Source organism: Radiobacillus sp. PE A8.2 (assembly GCF_045635475.1).
Lineage (GTDB): Bacteria > Bacillota > Bacilli > Bacillales > Amphibacillaceae > JBJGXI01.
Genome location: NZ_JBJGXI010000019.1, coordinates 49,850 through 67,654 on the forward strand (window position 1 = coordinate 49,850; position 17,805 = coordinate 67,654).

The 17,805-nt window shown below is 36.2% G+C and carries 12 protein-coding genes; 4 read left to right on the forward strand and 8 right to left on the reverse strand.

What is annotated here, in order from left to right:
- Nucleotides 1-9: 9 nt before the first annotated feature.
- The 5 genes from ACI6MV_RS11720 to ACI6MV_RS11740 all read right to left on the reverse strand — a co-directional run bounded on the left by ACI6MV_RS11720 (nucleotide 10) and on the right by ACI6MV_RS11740 (nucleotide 6,909).
- Entirely contained in the window at nucleotides 10-2,067 is a 2,058-nt protein-coding gene (locus tag ACI6MV_RS11720) for a beta-galactosidase GanA (protein WP_407270513.1), read from the reverse strand.
- Nucleotides 2,068-2,103: 36 nt separating this feature from the next.
- The gene (ganQ, locus tag ACI6MV_RS11725) at nucleotides 2,104-2,955 is read right to left on the reverse strand and encodes a galactooligosaccharide ABC transporter permease GanQ (protein ID WP_407270486.1); all 852 of its coding nucleotides are present in this window, start codon (nucleotides 2,953-2,955) and stop codon (nucleotides 2,104-2,106) included.
- Nucleotides 2,956-2,958: 3 nt separating this feature from the next.
- Nucleotides 2,959-4,212: a galactooligosaccharide ABC transporter permease GanP gene (gene ganP / locus ACI6MV_RS11730; RefSeq protein WP_407270487.1), complete on the reverse strand. Its 1,254-nt coding sequence runs from the start codon at nucleotides 4,210-4,212 to the stop codon at nucleotides 2,959-2,961.
- Between the two features lie 207 nt (nucleotides 4,213-4,419).
- Nucleotides 4,420-5,697, reverse strand: coding sequence for a galactooligosaccharide ABC transporter substrate-binding protein GanS (gene ganS / locus ACI6MV_RS11735; protein ID WP_407270488.1), 1,278 nt, complete (start codon nucleotides 5,695-5,697; stop codon nucleotides 4,420-4,422).
- A gap of 219 nt (nucleotides 5,698-5,916) precedes the next feature.
- Nucleotides 5,917-6,909, reverse strand: a complete 993-nt coding sequence (locus tag ACI6MV_RS11740) for a galactan degradation operon transcriptional regulator GanR (protein WP_407270489.1) — start codon at nucleotides 6,907-6,909, stop codon at nucleotides 5,917-5,919.
- Nucleotides 6,910-7,159: 250 nt separating this feature from the next.
- On the opposite strand from ACI6MV_RS11740, the gene ACI6MV_RS11745 reads away from it, so the two are divergent.
- From ACI6MV_RS11745 to ACI6MV_RS11760, 4 genes are all read left to right on the forward strand, one after another.
- Nucleotides 7,160-8,506 (forward strand): LysM peptidoglycan-binding domain-containing protein, encoded by a 1,347-nt coding sequence (locus tag ACI6MV_RS11745; RefSeq protein WP_407270490.1) that lies wholly within the window; start codon nucleotides 7,160-7,162, stop codon nucleotides 8,504-8,506.
- Nucleotides 8,507-8,991: 485 nt separating this feature from the next.
- Nucleotides 8,992-10,509, forward strand: a complete 1,518-nt coding sequence (locus ACI6MV_RS11750) for a spore germination protein (RefSeq protein WP_407270514.1) — start codon at nucleotides 8,992-8,994, stop codon at nucleotides 10,507-10,509.
- Nucleotides 10,510-10,518: 9 nt separating this feature from the next.
- On the forward strand, nucleotides 10,519-11,622 hold the full coding sequence (locus ACI6MV_RS11755; protein WP_407270491.1) for a GerAB/ArcD/ProY family transporter: 1,104 nt from the start codon (nucleotides 10,519-10,521) through the stop codon (nucleotides 11,620-11,622).
- Nucleotides 11,619-12,716, forward strand: a complete 1,098-nt coding sequence (locus ACI6MV_RS11760) for a Ger(x)C family spore germination protein (RefSeq protein ID WP_407270492.1) — start codon at nucleotides 11,619-11,621, stop codon at nucleotides 12,714-12,716. The genes ACI6MV_RS11755 and ACI6MV_RS11760 overlap by 4 nt, the downstream gene beginning before the upstream one ends.
- A 284-nt stretch (nucleotides 12,717-13,000) precedes the next feature.
- On the opposite strand, the gene ACI6MV_RS11765 is transcribed toward ACI6MV_RS11760, so the two are convergent.
- The 3 genes from ACI6MV_RS11765 to ACI6MV_RS11775 form a co-directional block, all read right to left on the reverse strand.
- Nucleotides 13,001-14,593 carry a response regulator transcription factor gene (locus tag ACI6MV_RS11765; protein WP_407270493.1) on the reverse strand — a complete coding sequence of 531 codons (1,593 nt, stop codon included), beginning with the start codon at nucleotides 14,591-14,593 and terminating at the stop codon, nucleotides 13,001-13,003.
- On the reverse strand, nucleotides 14,574-16,373 hold the full coding sequence (locus ACI6MV_RS11770) for a cache domain-containing sensor histidine kinase (protein ID WP_407270494.1): 1,800 nt from the start codon (nucleotides 16,371-16,373) through the stop codon (nucleotides 14,574-14,576). Before ACI6MV_RS11770 ends, ACI6MV_RS11765 begins: the two co-directional genes overlap by 20 nt.
- Before the next feature lie 77 nt (nucleotides 16,374-16,450).
- Entirely contained in the window at nucleotides 16,451-17,800 is a 1,350-nt protein-coding gene (locus ACI6MV_RS11775) for an ABC transporter substrate-binding protein (protein WP_407270495.1), read from the reverse strand.
- Between the last annotated feature and the right edge of the window lie 5 nt (nucleotides 17,801-17,805).

The window sequence follows — 17,805 nt, forward strand, 5'->3', positions numbered from 1 at the left end:
TAGTACATTTTATTGTGCTACTATTCGAACTTGATATTGTTGAAGTGTTATTTCACCTTCGAGAGTTTCACCTGTGACAAGGTCCGTTACGGATTTTTCGAAGGTTACATTTTGCTGTTCTTCAGTAAAGTTCATAATAAACAGGTAGTCACGGTCCGCTGCTTGTCTTGCTTGGACAGATACACCTTTACCATGTTTTACTTTAGCAACAGGTTGTATACCGAGCTCAGTTATCAATTCCAAATAGAAATCTTCATGGAATTTTTCTTCTAAACGCCCACCAATGTAATAAGTTTTCCCTTTGCCAAACGTCTGACTCGTAACCGCAGCTCTATTCGCATAAAAATCTTCCACATAGGTAGCTTCCGTAGTTGCAGCATGAACGTCGATTACTGTAGCATAATCTTTTAGTTCATATTTCTTGTTACGGAATGTCACGTAATTACGATCACTTGGATACAATGTGTCCGTTTCCGTTGGATTAATTCCAAATATTTCTTGAAGATCATGATGCCATCCACCAAGATATGTTAAGTCGTGTTCATTAACAATGCCGCTTATATATGTCATCACAAGCTGTCCACCATTTTCCACAAAGGCTTTCAAGCGCGCAATTGTTTCCTCATTCACTAGGTACAACATCGGTACGATTAACAACTTATAGTTTGAAAAATCTTGTTCTTTCGTAATAACGTCAACTGGAATATCATTTTCCCAGAATGTACGGTAATGCTGTTGTAATGTTTGTGGGTATTGTTTTGATGATAAACCATAACCTTGAGCATCATTTAGCGCCCAGTTATTTTCCCAATCATACACAATCGCTACATCTGCAGGACGATTGGTGCCAACGACCGGCCCTAGTTTTTCTAACGTTTTACCAACCTCAGCAACTTCTTTAAATACACGATTTTCCGAACTATTGTCGTGGTCCACAACTGCACCGTGGAATTTTTCCGAAGATCCACGAGACTTTCGCCATTGGAAGTAAAGAATACTGTCAGAACCGTGTGCAATCATCTGCATCGATGCGAGTAAATGCATGCCTGGTCGTTTTGCTTTGTTAACCTCATGCCAGTTAACGAGACTAGGTGTTGACTCCATTAAAAGAAACGGTTGCTGCTTTAAGCTGCGATATAGGTCATCAATAAAGCCAACCTTCATTGCTAAATTAGCCGTACTTTCCCAGTCATTGTGCCATGCTGGATATGCATCCCAACTTACTACGTCTAAGTGCTTAGCAAACTTGCTGTAGTCCAATGATTGGAATGGTATAAGATCAAAGGTGTCAGCCATGAAGTTTGTTGTAATCGGAATGTCCGGCGAAATTTCACGCAATGGTACGATTTCATTTTCGAAAAAGTTAATCGTTTGATCGGTTACGAAACGGCGCCAGTCTAAATTCAATCCATGTACAGCATTTTCCCCGATTGGCGACGGGGACTCCACTTGTGACCAATCTGAAATAGTATGACTCCAAAACGGACCCCACCATGCATCATTCAATGCTTTAAGATCCTCATTATATTTCTCTTTCAACCAGCCACGAAATGCTTCTTGACAATAATCACAATGACACTCTCCGCCGTATTCATTGGAGATATGCCACATAATAATCGCAGGGTGATCACCGTATCTTTCAGCAAGTAAACGGTTCATTGCTTGCGTTTTTTCACGATAAACAGGTGAGGTAAAGCAGTGGTTATGGCGTCCGCCATGCAACTGCTTTTCACGTCTTTCGTTCACACGCAATACTTCTGGATATTTTTGTGACATCCACGCAGGACGTGCCCCACTTGGTGTCGCCAATATTACTTTTCCACCATAGCTATGAATGTCGTTGATGACTTTATCTAGCCACTCAAAATGATAAACGCCTTCTTCAGGCTCTAACGCACTCCACGCAAATATCCCTAATGAAAAAGTGTTCGTATGAGCAAGTTGCATTAACTTTATATCATCAGCTAAGATGTCTGGATGATCTAACCACTGATCGGGATTATAATCACCACCATGTAGCATGAAGTTGGCTTTCGTTACATATTTCTTATGTTGTTTTGACAATATGCCCACCCTCTCGGTGTATTTTGACCGTGACTCGAATTAACCCTTCGTTCCTCCAGCAGTTAATCCGGACACAAAGTTTTTCTGTAAAATCACAAACACAACGGCAATTGGAATACTAATTAAGATCGCACCAGCTGCAAACGTTGTATAGCTTGCACCCATAACGTCGTTCACTAAGTTATATAAACCAATTGGTAATGTGTAAAATTCCGATTTTCTTAAAATTACTGATGCTAATACGAAATCTGCGAGTGGAATAATAAATCCATTCATCGCAACAACAGCAATCATCGGTCTTGATAACGGCATAATAATTTGCCAAAAAATCCTCGTATGGCTTGCACCGTCGATCCGTGCACTCTCATCAAGTGACATTGGAATGGAGTCAATATATCCTTTCATCAAGTACGTACACATTGGAATTTGACCACCAATGTAAAGGAAAATTAATAGCCAGTGACTGTTCATCATTCCAAGAATTTGGGCTAAAACAAATAATGCAATTAGCGCAGAAAACTGTGGAATCATTTGCAATAATAGGAACAACACTAGTCCATTCTTTCTACCAACAAAGCGAAATCGAGAAAACGCATAAGCAGTAAAGGATACGCTAATAACAGTTCCAATCATTGTTATTACACTGATTTTTAACGAATTGATATACCATTGCCCGTATTGCAAGCTTTCCTTCCCTGCAAACAGCTCTTTATAATGATCTAACGTAGGTTTTTCAGGAATAATGGACGTACTAATTAAACTATTGCCCGGATTAAAGCTCGCACCAACTGTCCAAAGCAATGGGTAAACAATGATTACCACCATAAAGAGTAATATCGCATAAGAGGTAAAGAGTCGTATAAAATTCTTTCTCTTCATATTTGTAACCATCTCTTATTCCTCCTTAAATGAATTTGTCCGTCTGAATTGCCATAATGCGATTGCAATGACGAATACAGATAACAAAATAGTTAACGCAGCAGCTAGTGCGTATTGGCTGTCTTGCATTGTTAATTTGTAAATCCATGATACTAAGATGTCCGTTCCTCCAGCCGTAGATCCTGGTACTGCAGGTCCACCACCGTTGAACAAATAGATAATATTAAAGTTGTTAAAGTTAAACGTATACTGTGTAATAATAATCGGCGCAATCGCCAGCATAATCATCGGCATGGTGATGTGTCTAAATTTCGCAAAAATTGATGCACCATCGATTGTCGCAGCTTCGTATAAGTCATCCGGTATAGATTGTAATACACCTGTTGTTACAAGGAAGATATATGGAAAACCTAGCCAACCTTGCATTAAAATTAACGCTAGCTTTGTCCAACCAGCATCTGTCATCCACGGAATCGGATCCATTCCAAAGAAAGCTAAAATATCATTATTGATTGCACCAAAGCTATCATTAAATAAACCAGCGAAAATTAAGATTGTTACGAAACCCGGCACAGCCCATGGCAATACGAGAATCGTTCTAAAAAATCGTTTCATACGAACATCTGGTTGATTGACAATTACCGCCATTAAAATACCGATCCCTACTTGTAACGTAGTCGCAACAAGCGTCCAGATTATCGTCCAACCCATAACATCAAAGAATGTTGAACGCCAAAGATCGACAGTGAAAATTTTAGCGAATGTATCAAATCCTACCCATTCCACTAAGTTAGCTGGTGGCGAATGATACAAGTCATAGTTCGTAAACGCTACTGCCAAGCTAAATAATATTGGAAAAATAACTGCAAACACCAATATAAATAAGGAAGGTCCACTTACTACATAAGGGTAACCTGATTCCACTAAGTTATGGTATTGCTCTTTTAATGAATAAAGCCGCATATTTTTATCACGTAACTGACCGTTTTTATATGCATCACGGAAATTTAAGTAATAGATAATTAACCCTAATAATGTTACAAGAATTGCAATAATACCTTGTGCCAGTAAGAATACCGAATTATCTCGTGGCACTTCAGTCCCTAAAGTAACAATTCCCCAGTATCCCATGTTTAACAACTCATGAAACACGCCAAAAAACGATACTCCAAGTCCTAAAAAGACTAGCCCTTTTACCCATTGTTTATTGTAAAATTGCCCTAAACCAGGAATGATTGATAATAAACTTGCTATTTGACGATGTTGCACTTTGCTCACCTCTTTATATAAAAAACGCTCGTATGTTATCGATATAATGTCTTTAAATTCGAATGGTGTCAAACATCGCGTATCCGTTTGACACCATTCGCTTCTAATTAATTGACTCAATTTCAAGATTTCCTTTATGCCGCCATATACAATAACCTATAGTGATATTGTTATGAATGGCTTGAAATTGATTATGTTAGTAGTTTTTTATTGACCACTGTGGTTTGCTTCAATTTGACCTTTAATTGTTTCCACAGCTTGATTTAACGCTTCTTCTGGTTCAGCTTTACCAGTAGCAATTGTTTGTAATGCTGCGTCAGCAGGCGTCCATACTGTGTTCATTTCAGGAATACCAGGCATTAATACAGAGAATTGAGATTGCTGAGCGATTGCTTGAGCAGCTTCACTTTCTGTAACGACAGGATCATTCGCAAGTGATGCTACAGCAGGAACCTCTTTCGTTATTTCATATCTTGTTTTTGCATTTTCTTCGTTTGATAAGAAGATCACTAATTGTTCAGCTAGATCTGGATTTTCAGAATATGTGCTTACGTTAAAGCTTTTCACGTTTATGAAAGAGCTCATGTTTTCACCATTAGCTAATTCTGGTAGTTTAGCAACGCCATAATTAATACCTGCTTCTTCATATGGACCTAAGTTCCATGGTCCAGAGATAACCGCTGCTGCTTTACCTTCTGAGAATAAAGAGTCTAATACGTTAATTCCTTGCTCACCAACAATTCCTGATGGGAAAAGATTTTCTGCATAGAACTTTTGAATGACTTGCGCACCTTCAATGGCACCTTCATTATTTAAACCAATATCAGTTGGATCATAGTTACCATTTTCATCTTGTCCAAAGATATAACCACCGTAACCATTCATAACACTGTTTGCATAATAAATTTGGTCAAAAAGGGCTAAGAAACCAAAGTTTTCTCCATCTGTTAACTCTTTAGAAAGATCGTACCAGCCTTCAAGCGTTGTAGGTACTTCATCTTCTGAAACGATATCTTTGTTGTAAAATAACATCGTTGTTTCAACAGCTTTTGGTAAGCCATAAATTTTTCCGTCAACAGTTTGTGAGTTCATTGCAGCTTCTGTATAAATCGATGTAACATCTTCTCCAACGTTTAATTCTTTTACTAAACCTTCTACTACAGCCGTTCCAATTTGGTCGCCAGGCATAGTGAATACGTCTGGACCTGTACCAGCTGGACCATCTAAACGTAAGTCTTCAATTTGTTGTGCATACGCTTTTTCAATTACTTCAATTTCTACATCATTTTCTTCTTCAAATGCAGCAATTGCATCTGCAATACCAGCTGATTTTTCAATATCTGCCCATACTGTAAGTTGTTTCGTACCTTCTTCTTCATTATTACTATTTGAACCTTCGTCACTTTCCTGTGGTCCACAAGCAGCTAAAACTAAAATTAATGTGACGATACTAAAAATACCTAGATATTTTTTAAAACCTTTCATAAATAGATACATCCCTTCTGGCTTTGATAAGCTTCTCTTTTTTTGTTGTAAACGCTTAATGTCTAATAATATATCACGTCTAATAAAATAAGTAAACAACTTTTTTACTTTAAATTAGTAAAAAGTTTTACTTAAATTTCACTTTCACTTTTTAGAATGTTGTTACCTCGTCATATAAAAACGACTTAATCTAAGAATAAGTCGTTTTATATTCTATATTTAGTTTGTACTTTTTCGGATAATTAATTCAGGTCCTAGATACATAGTTTTAATAATTTTTCGATTTTCAACGATTTGTTCTGTTAATAACTGCAATGCATTTTTACACAATTCACTTAGATCAATATCGAATGTGGTCAAAGGGGGTGATACATATTTCGCAACACTAATATTGTTTATTCCAATAACAGACACTCGATTAGGAATCACAATTCCATTCTCATTTAACGCCTGCAAACAACCAACCGCAATCGGATCAGCTGCGGTATAAAACGCAGTTGGCAGCTGATCACCTAATGTATGAATTGCATCTAACATAAGATGATAACCATTATCTACAGAAAAGCCTCGATGCGTGAATATATATTCTTCCTTCAACAATCCCTTTTCTTGCATATATTGCCGGAACGTTACTTCTCGAATATCCATGTCATCTTCATCTGTATTCGGATTATGGTAAGTTCCACCAATAAACCCGATATCCTTATGTCCTTTTTCAATGAAAAAGTCAATCGCTCTTTTCGTTACTTGCAACAAATCCGGTCGAACCGAGTCATAATTGCACCGGTCTGGAGTCGTATCAATAAACACACCGTTCATTGTGAGCTTCCTCAGGTGACTTAATTCCTTTTCAGAAAAAGTGCCCACTGCAATAAAACCCTCAATATCAGTCGGAATTCGCTCGATTCCATCAGTAATTTTATGCGTAGTTAATTCTACATTAAATTTCTTCGCTAATTTCTCAAGCTCTAACCGCATAGATTTAAAATACACATCTTCCAGTTCTTCTTTATCTGTTAACCAATATAAGAACACAACATTCTTCACTAACGGGCGAACCATCTTCTTTTTATAATTTAATTTATCTGCAACTTCATATATTTTTTCACGCGTTTCATCTGATACCGAAAGCTTAGGATCATTATTTAATACGCGTGATACGGTAGCAATCGAATAGCCCGCATCTTTCGCAACTTCTTTAATTGTAGCCACAATTCATCCCCCCAATTGAAAACCGATACAGTTTAATTGTTTATAATTATATCACAAGTAAAACTTTTTACTACATTTTCACTAAATTTTATTGATGTTTAACGATATATTAATTCGAACCTACTGCTCTTGCCTTTTGTACTTCTGGTAGTTTACTTTCTTTTATTTATGGAAGCATGGCCGGGACAAGCTCTTCTTATAAAAATAATATGTATGGGAATAGTAATGGGTAAAAAGGATGTCGAAATAAATGGAACCCTTTACTCACTATAAATTAAACGAAACAGCACATGGAGTTGAAATCATCTTATATCTTGATGAGAGCTTAACGGAGTTCTCTGACGAGTTAGGAACTACTTCAAAAATGGGAGAGTCCAATATTAATAAGGAAGCAGTTAGCTTTGTAAAAAGAATGTTTCCCTCATTAAAAGTTAAAACCGTTAAAATTATGGCTGGTGCAATGTTACTAACTAGTTTCGGAGTTGGAACACTGTCCGCCAAACATGCGGAAGCTTCTCCCGCACCTTCCTTGTATACGGTATCAGCTGGGGACACCCTTTCTGAAATTGCTGAGCAGCGTGGCACAACTGTTGAGGTGATTAAGCAAGCCAATCAATTATCTTCAGATGTTATTTACGTTGGACAAGCGTTGAATGTCCCGGCTAGTGGCTCATTAGCACCGCACCAGAAAAATGCCACTTCTTATATCGTTGTTCCTGGCGATACCCTTTCTGAAATCGCCGAGCAGAGTGGCACAACTGTTGAGGCAATTAAGCAGACCAACCAGCTATCATCAGATGTTATTTACGTTGGGCAGGCGTTGAATGTCCCAGGTAGCGGCTCATCATTTCCGATTCAAACCAATGCAACTTCGTATACGGTTGTGTCAGGAGATACTCTTTCTGAAATTGCTGAACAAAATGGCACGACTGTTGATGCAATTAAGCAATCCAACCAATTATCTTCAGATGTTATTTACGTTGGACAAGCGTTGAATGTCCCGGCTAGTGGAACATCAGCACCGGCTTCAACTAACGGTTCCTCGTATATCGTTGTCTCCGGGGATACTCTTTCTGAAATTGCAGCGCGTAATGGCACGACTGTTGATGCAATTAAGCAGACCAACCAATTATCTTCGGATTTTCTACAAATTGGACAAGCGTTAACGATTCCAACAGCCACATCATTAACGTCACCTCTTACCGAAGCAAAACAGCAGGCAAAAGTTAATCAAGAAGAAGTCGAGTGGCTCGCGAAAATGATTTTTAGTGAAGGTAGAGGGGAAACACTTGAAGGGCAAATTGCCGTTGGTGCGGTAATTATGAATCGAGTGGAAAGTCCTTTATTTGCTAACAATATCAAAGATGTTTTATTTGAAAAAAGTAACGGCTATTTTCAATTTACACCAGCTGCAACGGGTGCGATTCATGCGGCGACTCCTAGCGTAGAAAATATAGACGCAGCAACACGAGCGATTAACGGTGAAGACCCAACGAATGGGGCACTATTTTTTTATAATCCTGATAAAACATCGAGCCCGTATCTTTTAGATCGTACCGTTTCAACTGTTATAGGTAATCATACATTTGCTTATTAGAGGTATTGTATATACAAGGTCTGACCTGCTATATGGATAAATATAGACAGAGTGGGCAGACCAATTAGCTTCATCCACACTTGCAGTTCACGACGAACGCAAACACTCTAGAATGGTTTGCTATGACATAATCACCTATAAACCCTTCTTTCCCTATCCAAGTAGCAAACAACACGCCATTTTATAAGTTCCATCGACATGGTCGCTGAGTCGTTCGAACTATTAAAGCGAAGGTTATTTGGCAGATCCCAAACTTTATGTCAGAGCATATCGGACTATCAAATCAGCCTGTGATTCATATTTTCAACAACTTCACAGGCATGCCCTCGTATCAATACTGCAAGAAAACAATTCACTGCCTTAAAGGCATCTTTATAAAAATTAATTGTGCAATATCGTGTATATATTTGTGTTTTCATATTAAGTTTTCATTTGAGCATAATAGTATTTAGTGAATGTTCTTGAAGGGAGTATTATTCTTGAGGATACGAAAATGGTATGAAAAGAAAGAAAAAAGAAATAATCCCTTAAATAATAATCAATTAGAATCTACTGGATCTATTTTTCGTCTTATAGAACAGATAAAGAAATCAAAAGATTTTATCCATTATAAAAATGAGCATTCACCTTTGCCTTTTACTATTTGTTATTATTCTTCACTCGTGGATACTGAAATTTTACACAGAGATATTTTACCCTACTTGAACCAAGGTGAATTATCCTCATTGGAACAGATTAAATCTGAAGTACCTATTGAAAAAATAGAAATAACAAGTGATGTAGAGAAGATCAAAACTCAACTTCTAACTGGATCCATTATGATTCAATTAGATGAAAACCAAAAAAAGGTTGCACTAATTCGTTCAGAACTGAAAAAAACAAGAGAAGTTTCTATCCCTGAAGTAGAATTTAGCGTTGTTGGCCCAAAAGAAGCATTCGTAGAATCGATCGATACCAATTTGAACCTTATTCGAAAAAGAATTACAATTCCAGAACTCCATGTTGAAGAACTTATGGTTGGAAAACTAACGAAAACAAAAATTGCCATTCTATCAATTGACGGAATTACGAATCAAGAAAACGTAAATACTGTTGTTCAAAGAGTTAAAGATATTGAAATTGACACAATAAGTGACAGTTCGTATATCGTGCAATTAATTTCAGATAACAGGAATTCCCCATTTCCACAGTTAATCGATACAGAAAGACCAGACCGAGTAGCAGCAGCTCTTTCAGAAGGAAAAGTAGCAATTATTGTAGATGGGTCGCCGCACGGCATATTAGGACCAACAACCTTAATTGAATTTTTCTCAGCGTTTGAAGATTATTACTTAAATTGGATTGTGGCATCATTTTTTAGGCTTGTGCGTTTATTTGCAGTTATGTTCTCCATATTAATCACACCTCTTTATGTTGCGGTTTTAACTTATCATTATGAGTTAATACCGAAAGATTTACTCAGTATTTTGGTCATTTCTAGAAGGGAAATCCCGCTTCCACCAATTTTAGAAGCGATATTTCTTGAATTGGCTATTGAGTTATTACGAGAAGCTGGTGCCAGACTTCCAACTAAGGTCGGTCAGACAATCGGTATCGTAGGTGGGATTGTTATCGGAACAGCTTCTGTAGAAGCAGGTCTGACAAGTAATGTTTTGTTGATTATTGTTGCGCTTGCTGCTCTAGCGTCGTTTACAACACCAGTATATCAAATGGGTAACACGATTCGTCTGATACGATTCCCTTTAATTTTATTCGCGCATTTTTGGGGGCTCTTGGGTATTGCAATTTGTTTTTGCTTTATTTTAACTCACTTATTAAGGCTTTCCTCATTAGGTAGACCATTTTTAGAACCAATTTATCCACCAAGATTTTCGGATTTAAAAGATGCCATTATTCGATTGCCTTTTTCTTTTCAATCAGAACGCCCAATTGAATTGCAGGCAGAGAAGACAAAGCGTTTTAATAAAAAAAAGGCAAAACAAACAAAAGAAATAGACGAATAGGAGAATCCTATGAAGGCGATGCAACGACAAGTAAATGAAGAATATAAGATTTCCTCTTTCCTTGTGCTTTATTTAGTTTGCTCCATGCAAATTGGGATTGGAATTCTAAGTTTTCAACGGGCTGTAGTAGAAAAAGCAGGCAATGATGCGTTATTTGCAGTTTTTATTGCCGGTGGAATTGTACATATTTTACTATTGATGATATTCAAAATACTCCAGAACGGACAAGGAGATCTTATTACAATTCATTATGATATCTTTGGCAAATACATAGGAGCTCTATTTAGTCTTATTTGGATTGTTTATTTTTGGTCGATTAGTCTAGTTGTTATCCGCTCTTACATAGAGGTTGTTCAAGTATGGATGTTTCCAGAAATGAACGTTTTCTTCTTCTGTTTAATACTCTTTTGTTTAGTAACCTATATAATAACAGGGGGATTTCGAATAGTAACAGGAATATGTTTTCTTGGTATTTTGATTCCTAGTTATTTAGTATTAACATTTATATTTCCACTTGGTCATACAGATTTCAGAAACTTGTTGCCGATGTGGAATCATTCCTATAAAGAAATGATACTGGGTACCAAGGAGATGTTCTTAAGTTTTTTAGGGGTTGGCACAATCTTGATGTACTATCCTTTTATTAAAAATCCAGAAAAAACACAGAAATGGGCACACTTAGGAAGCTTTATATCGACCATTGTATATGGAATTCTGTTGCTATTATCGCTTGCTTATTTTAGTGTAGAGCATTTAACGAAGAATATCTATCCTACGCTAACGATGTGGAAAATGGTAGAATTTTCATTTGTAGAAAGGTTTGAATATATCGGCATTTCATCTTGGATTCTTATTATTCTAACAAACATTTGCTTAGCACTTTGGTGTGCTTCTAGAGGAATCAGACAGTTATTTGGTTTAAACCAACGAATAACACTGCTTATAATGCTCTTATTCTTGCTAATATTTAACCTTTTAGTAGAAGATAAACAGCAAATAGCTACAATCCGAAACATTGTTGCATGGATGGGTCTTTCATTATTAGTCGCCTATGTCCCACTATTATTTGCATTATCTTTTATACTTCCGTGGAAAAGAGGTAGAAAGCATTGAAACGATTGTTATATTTGATACCATGCTTTGTTTTATTACTAGGATCCGCATGTGTTCAAAAAGAAATACTAGATGATGTACGATTGTCTACTGCCGTGGGATATGAGTTTTTAAATGGAGATGAAAGCCTACTCCAATCCACATCTGTAGTTCCTACTTATAAACCGGATAAATCGGTTTCTAGTGATATTTTTGTAGAAACGGGTCCACTAAGTAAATATATGCGCTCCAAATTAAATATGCAGTCATCTAAACCTTTTGTAAGTGGTAAGATTGAAATTACTCTCTATAGTAAAGAGATCGCTCAACAAGGGCTTATTAACTATCTTGATACGCTTTATAGAGATCCTTCAGTTGGTTCCCGCGTTTTTATTACGGTAGTCGATGGTGATGTAAAATCATTATTAGAACAGCAACTTGGACAAGAAGATAATGGAACTTATTTAGCAAATATGTTGCAACAAAACATCGAAATTGGTTCACTTCCAAGGACTAATCTTCATGAATTCATGTCATCTTATTATGAGGAAGGGAAAGATCCATTTTTACCTTTGTTAACTAAGGAAAAAAATAAAGTAACGTTAAATGGAAATGCACTCTTTAAAAAAGATAAGATGGTCGGAAAGATTGAATTAGAAAATATGTTCACTTTCAAAGCTTTAATGGATGCAAAGTCATTATTAGATTCTGTATTAGTGAAGGTAATTAACGAAGATGATGAGGAAGAAAAATATGCTGGTATATTTAAAGTGAATTCAAAAAGAAAATATCATATTCTGAATCCTAAAAGCGATACACCTACAGTAAACATTATCGTCAACATGAATGCTACTGTAAGAGAGTATTCGGAAGGTAAAGTAAATTCAAAGATAATAAAGCAAATAGAAGAAAGTGCGAAAAAGCAAATGGAAAAACAAGGAGATGAAATGATTGCTAATTTCCAAAATTTAGGTATTGATCCTCTTGGAATTGGGCAAGAAATTAAAACACGAAACAGAAAATGGAATGAAGAAAAATGGGACGCTATTTATCCGAATTTAGAAATAAATTTAAAGTTTAATATTAAAATAACGGAAAATGGCGTAGTACAATAATCATCTACGTATGAATAAAAATTCATTTCTTCTCCGCTAGTGTTACTGACTCTCTATTTTGCAAAATCGTACGTCACCTGTAATTTACCTAATCGTGTGAGACCCAAGAAATTTAATACAATAAACCTCACAAATGTTCATTACAACCTTTATGAGGTTTTATCGTATAAATGCCCATGACGAATTCGAATAGAGTTGAAACCCTCTTTTAATTTTTATGACACATATATTCTATGTGAGCTATCAATAATGAATCCCTGTCTAATTAATGATTTTAGACACTATTACAATTTTTGCGATTTCACATTTTCAATCAATTGATTTCGATATTCATTTGGTGTTAATCCATTGGTCTTTTTAAACACTTTACTAAAGTATTTATCGTTTTTGTAGCCCACTTCAAAAGCAATATCATATATTTTTAAATGTGGGTTAGCAAGGAGTTCTTTAGACTTCTCCATGCGAATTTCTGTCATATAATCTGTTAATGTTACTTGGTATTCGTGTTTAAACTTTCTCGAAATGTACTCACGACTAAGAAAAAATTGGTCGGCAATGTCTTGTAAGCTGATATCGTACTGATAATTTACTCTTAAATACGCTTCTATTTCTTGGATACTACTTCTCTCTTTTTGATATTTAATTTTTTTAAGTATTTTTAATAAATCATAAAACTCTTGTTGCTTTTCTCTTTTAAAAGCAGCCAATGAAAAGGTACCATCATCATTCCAGTATTGGTTTCTTATATTGTCAATCGTCTCTTCATGAACATCATATTCTTTCAACCAATTCTTTTTTAACAAAAGAAATTGATCTTCCCACAGCTTCAATTGTTCTAAAGAAACATGATGTTCATGTTGCAGCTTATCGAACAGTTTATCAAGCAGCATATCCATTTGCTCTTTACTGTCACTTTGCAATGTCCATTTTAACTCTTGTGCATAATCTAGCAAATGAAGACTAGGACGCTGCTCTAGTTCTTCAAGTTTAACGACCTTTTTAGATTTTGTAAGATCCACTTTTTTGAACAGAGAGGAAGCGGATTGATAGGAAATATGGGCACAATCGGACTCATCTCCCATAAAAATAGTGCACTTTATTTTCAAATACTGATAAATCTTATTATGAATTTTTTCTAACAAGAACTGCTGTTGTTCTGTTTTCCAGAGTAAAATAATCAGTTCATGTTCTTTATTCACATTACGGAATCCGAATCCACTGCCTTTTCCACTGATAACTTCATTAATAATGTTTAATAAAGCAAAATAAGTAACCTCTTTATTTACATTAAATTTTTCCATGAATAGTGGGCAAATTGATAAAATAGATACAGTGGAAGTAACCTTGTTTAAATCAACGCCAAATTCCTTACTTATTTTTCGGTTAGTAGCATCTTTCACTTCACTCCTATTAATTATACTCGTAAACAGCTGGTCCCAATACAGTGGCTTCACTTCATTAATAACTTGATTATTTTCAATCATCGTCTCTCTCTTATTGGCCTGCATCCGCCATTTCTCCACTGCATTCTTTAACGTTGTATTCAGTGTTACCGGATTGATTGGTTTTAATATATAATCAAAACTCCCATAAAAAAGTGCACTGCGCATATAATGAAAATCGTCATAACCACTCACTACGATTGTTTCGCTGGCCAAGTTGGAACCGTGAATCCAATTTAAAAGCGAAATGCCATCTTTGTTTGGCATGCGCATATCAGTAAAAATAATTTCCGGCTGGTACTTCTCAATTAATTCTATGCCTTCTTCGCCGTCTTTTGCCTCGTAAACTTTATTGATGCCAACTTCATCCCAATCAGCAAGCAATTGAATCCCTTCTCGTACATGCTTTTCATCATCAATGATAATTGCCTTCATTCAGTTCACCCTCCATTTCCACCGGAAGTTGAATGGTAACGACTAATCCTCCATCCACATGATTTTCAAGTTGTAAGTTTGCTTGTTGTCCGTAATATAATTTCATACGATGGTATACGTTTTTTAAACCAATATTTGAACCTTCACCTTGTGTTCTTTCATCTTGAATACTCGCATAAATGTCGTTTCTTTTTTGTTTCGAAATCCCTATGCCATTATCTTGAATGCGAATGACTAGTTTATTTGCTTCGATCGCGCCTTTAATGATGATAACACCCACATCGTCTCTTATATCAAAACCATGTTTGAAATAGTTCTCGACAATTGGTTGCAGCAGCATTTTTGGTATATTCATATTTAGTATATTTTCATCAAATTCAAGACTATATAACAGACTTTCTCCAAATCTCTCTTTCTGCAAAAGTAAATAGGCTTGGATATAATCACGTTCTTTAACTAGTGGAACCATATCCTCATCGATATTCATCCCATACCGCATAATTTCTGACAGATGGGTGACGAGCGTATAAATCTGTATTAAATTGTTTTTTAATGCTAACGTACCAATCGACTGTAGCGCATTATTTAAAAAATGAGGATTAAGCTGTGACTGTAGCACTTTCAATTGATTCGTTTTATTCTCTAGTTCCAGCTTATATTCCCGATTGATTAGCTGGTTAATTCGATGCATCATCTTCTTAAAGCGATGACCAAGCATTCCAATTTCGTCTTGTCCTAACGATTCAAACTGTACTTCCATGTTTCCTTTTTCAACTTGTCGAATATTTTGCAGCAGTACACGTATCGGGTAAGTAATCCGAAAAGAGACGAAAAAAGTCGCTAAGATGACTAAAACTAACCCAATAATACCGAATAAAATATTAATCTTTGCGACACTTAATGCGCTCTCATATAACGATAAATATGGAATTTGTTTAACAAGCATCCACCCACCAGCAGATTCTGGCAGCTTTTGATAAATAATTATCCCCTGGTAAGTATCATTATTCCAATCCAATGTACCCGCATCGTCTTCTGCATCCAGGATCTGCATATACCAATCCATTTCTTGAATTGACTGGCTATTGGAGCTGTAAATTCTATTTCCTTCTGGTGATATAATATGAAATTGCTCTGTATCTTTATGATAGAGGTTTTCACTAAGCTCAAATATTTGGTCAGGAAGAATGTCAATTGAAATATAACCAAGCTTGGTCAACTGCGGTGCATCAATTAATGCTCTGTGAAATGTAATAACATTGTCATTTCTATCTCCCGGTTGTCTGTGCATTGGTTCAATTGTTAAAAAATAGCGATTATTCGCGGCTTTCTCAAAATAATATTCATAAGGTAATTGATTGGTAGAAGAAAAAGTTAAGGTTGATTGTTTGGAAACGGAAACATAATGATAGACTTCATTTTCATTTTCTGGAAAAGTAATCGTCACTCGATTGATATTATTCTCGGCATATAATAAAGTCACCATCACGTCTTTTATCAAATCTAAGGTAAGATAACTTTGGTCTTTGCCCCCAGCACGTAAGTATTTCACAAAATCAGGGTTGTTATAAAAGGAAACCGTTAAATCCTTTAATTCATCTATATATCCTTCTAGATTCAGTTTTCCTTGATATAATAAGTTGACATTTTCTTCAATATATTGGTCTTTTATTGATTCTTTCGTATAGTAATAGGTAATTACAATGGAAGTGCCGAAGGGGATAATAGTAATAGTAAGTAAGATAACAATTAACCGATTTCGAATACTTCTTTTAATCATAAACATCCCCTCCACCTCCCGCGAATAGCGAGCTGAAAGCATGCCTACCGAGTAGACATGCTTTCCGTTCACATATATTATTTCATATCATCCCAAATCGATTGAAAACTTTCTATTACTTCACTGTATTCAATTTTACCAGCAACATATTCTTGGATTTTAGCAGCAAACTCCATGTTTGCTCCATCCGGCCATCTAAACCAAGTCCACGGAATTGTCTTTTCATCTTTTGAATATTCAAGAATCGATTGTCCAAGCGCACCAAGTCCTGATGCTTCAATATTATCAAATGCTGGAATAAACGCAAACTCTTCTGTAATGAATCGCTTTCCTGTTTCAGAAGATACCATCCAATTTAGGAATGCTTTTGCTTCTTCTAAGTTCTCTGAATCCTTATTTAATACCCAGTTGTTTGGTACCCCAACCGGTAAACGATCCGCATCTGCATCATCATTTAACGTGATCGGCAAGAATGCCATATTAATATCCGGATTTATCTCATATATCATGTTTTCTGTCCAGTTTCCTTGTTGCAGCATCGCTGTTTCTCCAGAAGCAAATAGCGTTACTTGCGTGTTGTAATCTGTAGTAATTGGATTTTCATTACCGAACCCAATTTCTGTATCTACAACTTCTTGAAACTCTTTAAAATGATCATTACCGATAAATGTTTCAGATCCATCATACAATCCTTCGATGAATGCGACTGGATCATCTTGTTGGGCAAATGGGATGTTAAGTAAGTGTTGGCCGATAACCCACCACTCACCGTAACCCGCCGAAAACGGGATAACGCCATTATCTTGCAGTTTTTGTGCTGCTGCTTTTAACTCAGAAAGGGTTGTTGGCTTTTCTGTAATTCCTGCTTGTTCGAATAAGTCTTTATTGTAAATAAAACCATATCCTTCAAGATTAACCGGCATCCCGTAAAGCTTGCCGTCTGTATCTGTCATTGGTACTTTTCCAATTGGAAGTAAATTTTCTACCCATGGTTCATTAGATAAATCAGCTAAGTGCTCTTTCCACAGCTCTAACTCTTTAAACCCACCGTTGTTGAATATATCAGGTTCTTCCCCTGATGCAAATTTCGCTTTAAGTGCAGCACCATAGTCTGCGCCCCCACCAACGGTTTCTAATTTGATTTTCACGTTTGGATGCTCTGCTTCATATTCATTAATCATTTCTTGCAATTGATCAGCAATTTCTACTTTAAATTGGAAGAAATCTAGTGTAACCACCTCGTCACTTGCCTCATCATTGCTAGCGTTATCGTTTGTATTCGTGTTTGTATCCGTGTTGTTTGTATCTCCACTACTAGCATCCTTCGTGTTCGATGAATCATCCCCTGAAGAACTATTTGATGCACACCCTGCAATAATACCAATGGCAACTAACATAGAAATTAATAAGAACAGACTACGTTTCATAAATG

Coding starts and splice junctions, on each gene's coding strand:
- ganS (WP_407270488.1), bottom strand. CDS start 5,697: ATGAAAGGTTTTAAAAAATATCTAGGTATTTTTAGTATCGTCACATTA.
- ACI6MV_RS11755 (WP_407270491.1), top strand. CDS start 10,519: ATGAAGGCGATGCAACGACAAGTAAATGAAGAATATAAGATTTCCTCT.
- ganQ (WP_407270486.1), bottom strand. CDS start 2,955: ATGGTTACAAATATGAAGAGAAAGAATTTTATACGACTCTTTACCTCT.
- ACI6MV_RS11765 (WP_407270493.1), bottom strand. CDS start 14,593: ATGAAGGCAATTATCATTGATGATGAAAAGCATGTACGAGAAGGGATT.
- ACI6MV_RS11775 (WP_407270495.1), bottom strand. CDS start 17,800: ATGAAACGTAGTCTGTTCTTATTAATTTCTATGTTAGTTGCCATTGGT.
- ACI6MV_RS11745 (WP_407270490.1), top strand. CDS start 7,160: ATGGAACCCTTTACTCACTATAAATTAAACGAAACAGCACATGGAGTT.
- ACI6MV_RS11770 (WP_407270494.1), bottom strand. CDS start 16,373: ATGATTAAAAGAAGTATTCGAAATCGGTTAATTGTTATCTTACTTACT.